The 5,162-nt window shown below is 34.6% G+C and carries 7 protein-coding genes; 2 read left to right on the top strand and 5 right to left on the bottom strand.

Features of this window, described 5'->3' with window-relative positions:
* Nucleotides 1-74: 74 nt before the first annotated feature.
* The gene (locus tag L6Q46_RS12620) at nucleotides 75-230 is read right to left on the bottom strand and encodes a DUF2256 domain-containing protein (protein WP_291284601.1); all 156 of its coding nucleotides are present in this window, start codon (nucleotides 228-230) and stop codon (nucleotides 75-77) included.
* Complete coding sequence (locus L6Q46_RS12625; RefSeq protein ID WP_291284602.1) at nucleotides 230-865, bottom strand: flavin reductase family protein; 636 nt, start codon at nucleotides 863-865, stop codon at nucleotides 230-232. The genes L6Q46_RS12620 and L6Q46_RS12625 overlap by 1 nt, the downstream gene beginning before the upstream one ends.
* Nucleotides 866-1,014: 149 nt before the next feature.
* On the opposite strand from L6Q46_RS12625, the gene L6Q46_RS12630 reads away from it, so the two are divergent.
* On the top strand, nucleotides 1,015-2,355 hold the full coding sequence (locus L6Q46_RS12630; protein WP_291284603.1) for an NAD(P)/FAD-dependent oxidoreductase: 1,341 nt from the start codon (nucleotides 1,015-1,017) through the stop codon (nucleotides 2,353-2,355).
* Between the two features lie 26 nt (nucleotides 2,356-2,381).
* Here the strand turns inward: L6Q46_RS12630 and L6Q46_RS12635 are convergent, their stop codons facing one another.
* From L6Q46_RS12635 to L6Q46_RS12645, 3 genes are read right to left on the bottom strand one after another with little or no spacing between them, the layout of a single operon-like run.
* Nucleotides 2,382-2,744: a cupin domain-containing protein gene (locus L6Q46_RS12635; protein WP_291284604.1), complete on the bottom strand. Its 363-nt coding sequence runs from the start codon at nucleotides 2,742-2,744 to the stop codon at nucleotides 2,382-2,384.
* Nucleotides 2,745-2,747: 3 nt separating this feature from the next.
* Nucleotides 2,748-3,116: a DMT family protein gene (locus tag L6Q46_RS12640; RefSeq protein WP_291284605.1), complete on the bottom strand. Its 369-nt coding sequence runs from the start codon at nucleotides 3,114-3,116 to the stop codon at nucleotides 2,748-2,750.
* Nucleotides 3,116-4,633: a helicase HerA-like domain-containing protein gene (locus L6Q46_RS12645; protein WP_291284606.1), complete on the bottom strand. Its 1,518-nt coding sequence runs from the start codon at nucleotides 4,631-4,633 to the stop codon at nucleotides 3,116-3,118. The genes L6Q46_RS12640 and L6Q46_RS12645 overlap by 1 nt, the downstream gene beginning before the upstream one ends.
* Before the next feature lie 140 nt (nucleotides 4,634-4,773).
* Here L6Q46_RS12645 and L6Q46_RS12650 point away from each other — a divergent pair.
* Nucleotides 4,774-5,162 (top strand): 7-carboxy-7-deazaguanine synthase QueE (locus tag L6Q46_RS12650; RefSeq protein ID WP_291284607.1); only part of this gene is annotated, 389 nt, incomplete at its 3' end.

A 5,162-nucleotide genomic window follows, 5' to 3' on the forward strand; every position in this document is an offset into this window, starting at 1 on the left:
CATATAAGTTGATTTTAAGTAGAATTATTTTGTTGAATAAGTTCATAAAAGATTTTAAAGATTTCTCTTATTTTTCAAATCTGTGTTCCTTTTGAATTTTTGTTCATTCTACATTTATCACTACAATACATAACTTCTTCCCAGTTTTTCTCCCATTTTTTTCGCCATGAAAAAGGACGTTGACAGGTTTTACATATTTTTTCGGGAAGATTTAGTTTTTTATGCGCCATTATAACATCGAAGTTGAAGGTTTATCTGGTCGCGCATAATGAAATCTGTCGGATAGTTTCGGAAGAGCATAACCATCTAAACCGTTAATAGCTACTACATTTCCTCTATCCAATTGCATCCAATTGTCATCATGAAAAAGGTTTTCATCCGCATAAATAGTTTCAATAGAAGCGATAATGTGAATACAATCGTTTTCCTCAATTTTGTATTCGTTTACATATTTGCAAAGCAATTGTACCGGACTTCCTTTTACGAAAGGAACTTTCAAGTCGTCAATAAATTCGGGTTCTAAGTTCGTTTTGTCGAATTCTGAAATGTATTCGTCATAACTTGAAGACGTATGATGCGCATCAGCAATCATTTCTTCGGTAATATGATTTACAGTAAAATATCCGGTTTCTTTTATGTTTTTATAAGTGTCTCTTGGAACCGTCGTAGGTCTTAAAATGAATCCCAATAAAGGTGGTTCACTTCCTAAATGCGTTACGCTGCTGAAAACAGCAACATTCAAAACGCTTTCAGTTGAAACGGTTCCAATTAAATTAGCGGATTTATAACCGGTAACACAATTGACTAAGTTCAGTCGCGGCACTTTTGACATATAGAACAATTCGTCTTTAGTAATCTTTCTCATAGCAATTTTTATTCAAAGATACATTTTGTTTAACTAATATTAAAAATAATTAAACAAAATTTAAATTCAAAATGAAAAATCTGATAAAAGTCAGGTATTAAAATTTATTATTCCGTATTTTTGCAGTCCAAATTTTTACAAAAGTCTTCATGCAAACGCCACAAAAAATTGCTGTTGTAGGTTCTGGATTAGTAGGAACTTTATTGGCAATCTATTTAAAAAGAGCCGGACATACAGTACATGTTTTCGACAGAAGTCCCGATATTAGAACGGTTGAGTTTTCGGGTCGTTCCATTAATTTGGTGATGTCAAATCGTGGTTGGAAAGCATTGGAAGATGTAGGGTTAGATGAGGAAATTAGAAGAATCGGAATTCCAGTAGATAAAAGGGCGATTCATTTACAAGATGGAAAGCTGAATTATCAATATTACGGAAAAGAAGGTGAAGCTATTTTTTCATTGTCAAGAGGCGTTTTGAATAGAAAAATGGTTGATTTGGCCGAAGCTGAAGGTGTAGAATTTTTCTTCGAACGTAAAATTTGGGATGTAACCTTAGCCACAGCAACTTTGTGGGAAGGCGAAACCGAACAAGGCGAGTGGACCGAGTTAAAATACGATAAAGTTTTCGGAGCCGATGGTGCTTTTTCGAGAATTAGACACAGAATGCAACGTCAATCGATGTTTGATTATTCGCAAGAGTTCATGAAAATTGGTTACAAAGAATTACACATTCCAGCCAATGAAGATGGTTCTCCAAAAATTGATATTCATTCGTTACACATTTGGCCAAGAGGCAATTTCATGTTGATGGGATTGGCTAATTTAGACAATTCGTTTACTTGTACTTTGTTCATGCCGATTGAAGGCGAAAATTCTTTCGAATCATTGACTAATGAAGAAAAATTAGTTTCGTTTTTCGCCACTTATTTTCCAGATACAAAAGATGTAATTCCAGATTTAGTGCGTGATTTTTTCAGAAATCCGAACAGTTATTTGGCAATTATGAAATGTTTCCCTTGGACATTTAACGATAAAATTGCTTTAATTGGCGATTCTGCACATGCAATTGTCCCTTTTTACGGTCACGGAATGAATGCAGGTTTTGAAGATATTACGATTCTGAATGAATTAATGCAACAATATGGCGACGATTGGGATCGAATTTTTAAAGCTTACGAAATTTCAAGAAAACCAAATGCAGATGCAATTGCTGAACTTTCGAGAAGAAATTTTGAAGAAATGAGTGCTAAAACTGCCGACACCAATTTCTTACTGCAAAAGAAAATCGAAAAATGGTTTTCCGACAAACATCCTGAAAAATGGATGCCATTGTATAGTAGAGTAACTTTCAGTTTACAACCTTATTCAGAAGCTATGGCAATTGGCGATTTTCAAAATGAAATCATGCAAGAAGTTTTGAAAATGGATAATATTCAAGAAAATTGGAATTCGGAAGAAGTAGAAAATAAGATTTTAGAGTTATTAAAATAAATAAAAAGAGGCAATCGCCTCTTTTTTTATTCTTCTCTGTTAACTGAATCCATACTAAACGCAGGCGTACAAATTGCTAAATATTCACACGGTTCATCAAACGGATTTGAATATTGAACGCGAGTGTTTTTCTCAATTTTTATCGATTGACCTGCTTCTAAAACTATTGTTTCATCATCGATGATAAATTGCTTTTTCCCTTTTATGATATAAGTGTATTCATCAAATTCTGGTGTTTGAAAAGGTTCGCTCCAACCTGGTGGTGCCATCATGTGCGCAATTGAAATCGCTGAATTATTTGTAGTTGCTAATCCGTGATGTTCTTCAATCAATTTCCCGTCTGTTGTTGGAACTACAAATGGTGCTTTTTGGATAAAATATTTTTTCATTTCTTACTTCTTAAATATAAAATAAACCGCCAATACCAAAAAACAAAACCCTACTGCGTGATTCCATTTGAAAGTTTCATTCTTAAAGAAAACCAATGAGAAAATCACAAAAATCACTAAAGTAATTACTTCTTGAATCACTTTTAATTGCATTAATGAAAACGGACCGCCATTGCCTTCATATCCAATTTTATTCGCCGGAACTTGAAAGAAATATTCAAATAAAGCCAATCCCCAACTGATTAAAACAATAGTGATTAACCCAGCGTTTTCAAACCATTTTAACTCTTTGAATTTTAAGTGTCCATACCAAGCCAATGTCATGAAAACATTAGAAAGTATCAGTAATCCTATAGTGATAAATCCTTTCATTAACGTTTAAACATTTTCATTAATAAACCAAAAGCGCCGCGGATAAAGCTCGCACTCGTAACTACTTTGGTAATTGATTTTCCAACTACTTCAGCCGTGCTTGGTTCTTCTTTTGCTTTTCGGGTTGGTTTTTCTGCTTCTTGTTCGGCTGCGACTTCTTGTGCTTCAGCAATTTTCTTATTTAGCATTTCGTAAGCACTATCTCTGTCAACAACCTCGTTATATTTTTTCGCTAATTTCGATTTTGCGATACTTGCTTCAATTTCACTTTCTGTTAAAACATCCATTCTACTCATTGGTGCGCGCATCATGGTGGCTACTAATGGCGTTGGTGTTCCTTTTTCGCTTAAAGCGGTAACGAAAGCTTCTCCTATTCCTAATGAAGTTAACACTTCATCCGTTTCATAAAAATCAGTGTCGGGATAATTTTCGGCTGTCATTTTGATTGCTTTTCTGTCATTTGCAGTGAAAGCTCTTAATGCATGTTGAATTTTTAAACCTAATTGCGCTAAAACTCCAGTTGGAACATCCATCGGATTTTGTGTAATGAAATACACTCCAATTCCTTTCGAACGAATTAATTTCACAATCGTTTCAATTTGATTTAATAAAGCCTTACTTGCTTCATCAAAAATTAAATGCGCTTCGTCAATGAAAATTACTAATTCTGGGCGTCCAGCATCGCCTTGTTCGGGCATGGTGTTGTAAATTTCGGCTAATAAACTTAGCATGAAAGTTGAAAATAATTTCGGTTTGTCTTGAATATCGGTTAATCGCATGATGTTCACGTAACCATTTCCGTTTTCGTCAATTCGCATTAAATCTTGAATATCGAATGATTTTTCGCCAAAGAATAATTCCGCACCTTGTTGTTCTAATTCGATAACTTTTCTCAAAATCGAACCTGTTGAACTGGTTGAAATTCTTCCGTATTCGGCTTCAAATTCGGCTTTTCCTTCTTCGGTTGCGTAATTAAGTACTTTTTTAAAATCTTTTAAATCCAATAATGGCAAACTATTATCATCACAATATTTAAAAATGATAGAAACTACGCCAGATTGCGTATCATTTAAATCTAAAATTCGAGAGAATAAAACAGGTCCAAATTCAGAAACCGTAGCACGTAATCTAACTCCATTTTGCTCTGAAATGGTCATTAATTCCACAGGAAAAGCTTTCGTTTCGTATGGAATCGAAATTTTAGCATGACGTTCTGTAATAAACGATTTTTCTTCTCCAGGCATCGCAATTCCAGAGAAATCTCCTTTAATATCCATCATTAAAACAGGAATACCATTTTGCGATAATTGTTCCGAAAGCACTTGAATGGTTTTGGTTTTTCCAGTTCCCGTTGCTCCTGCAATTAATCCGTGACGGTTTAAGGTTTTTAATGGAATGTTCACATGTGTGTTTGGAACCGCTTCGCCATCTAAAATCCCACCGCCTAATGTGATGAATTCGCCTTTACAAGCGTAACCTTCGTTTATATGTTTGCTAAAATCTTCTGTTTTGCTCATTTTGATGTATTTTGAATTTCAAATGTAGTAAAATCGGACGAAATTTCAAGAACAAGTGGTTATGTAAAATTAATTTCTAACTTCATATTCTTAAATTCTAACTTCCAAGTTGTATCTTTGCCGACTATTTTAGTTTTAAGATGTTACAAAAAGAAACACAGTTAGCGGTTGAAAAAGGCGAAATGTTGCCTTTAATGGAGGAGTTTTACACGATTCAAGGCGAAGGATATCACACAGGAACGGCTGCTTATTTTATTAGAATTGGCGGTTGCGATGTGGGTTGTCATTGGTGCGATGTAAAAGAAAGTTGGAATGCCGAATTACATCCACCTACCAATACCGATATTATTGTTGCCAATGCCAAAAAATATGCTGACACGGTCGTAGTAACTGGTGGAGAGCCTTTGACTTGGGATATGACATTGTTGACTTCTAAACTAAAAGCTCAAAATTTAAAAGTACATATTGAAACTTCTGGAGCTTACGAAGTTTCGGGAACTTGGGATTGGTTTTGTTTGTCGCCAAAGAA

The organism is Flavobacterium sp. (assembly GCF_023151265.1).
Lineage (GTDB): Bacteria > Bacteroidota > Bacteroidia > Flavobacteriales > Flavobacteriaceae > Flavobacterium.

Excerpts from the sequence above, each read along its gene's own strand:
- L6Q46_RS12620 (WP_291284601.1), bottom strand. The coding sequence starts at position 230 with ATGGCGCATAAAAAACTAAATCTTCCCGAAAAAATATGTAAAACCTGT.
- L6Q46_RS12625 (WP_291284602.1), bottom strand. The coding sequence starts at position 865 with ATGAGAAAGATTACTAAAGACGAATTGTTCTATATGTCAAAAGTGCCG.
- L6Q46_RS12630 (WP_291284603.1), top strand. The coding sequence starts at position 1,015 with ATGCAAACGCCACAAAAAATTGCTGTTGTAGGTTCTGGATTAGTAGGA.
- L6Q46_RS12635 (WP_291284604.1), bottom strand. The coding sequence starts at position 2,744 with ATGAAAAAATATTTTATCCAAAAAGCACCATTTGTAGTTCCAACAACA.
- L6Q46_RS12640 (WP_291284605.1), bottom strand. The coding sequence starts at position 3,116 with ATGAAAGGATTTATCACTATAGGATTACTGATACTTTCTAATGTTTTC.
- L6Q46_RS12645 (WP_291284606.1), bottom strand. The coding sequence starts at position 4,633 with ATGAGCAAAACAGAAGATTTTAGCAAACATATAAACGAAGGTTACGCT.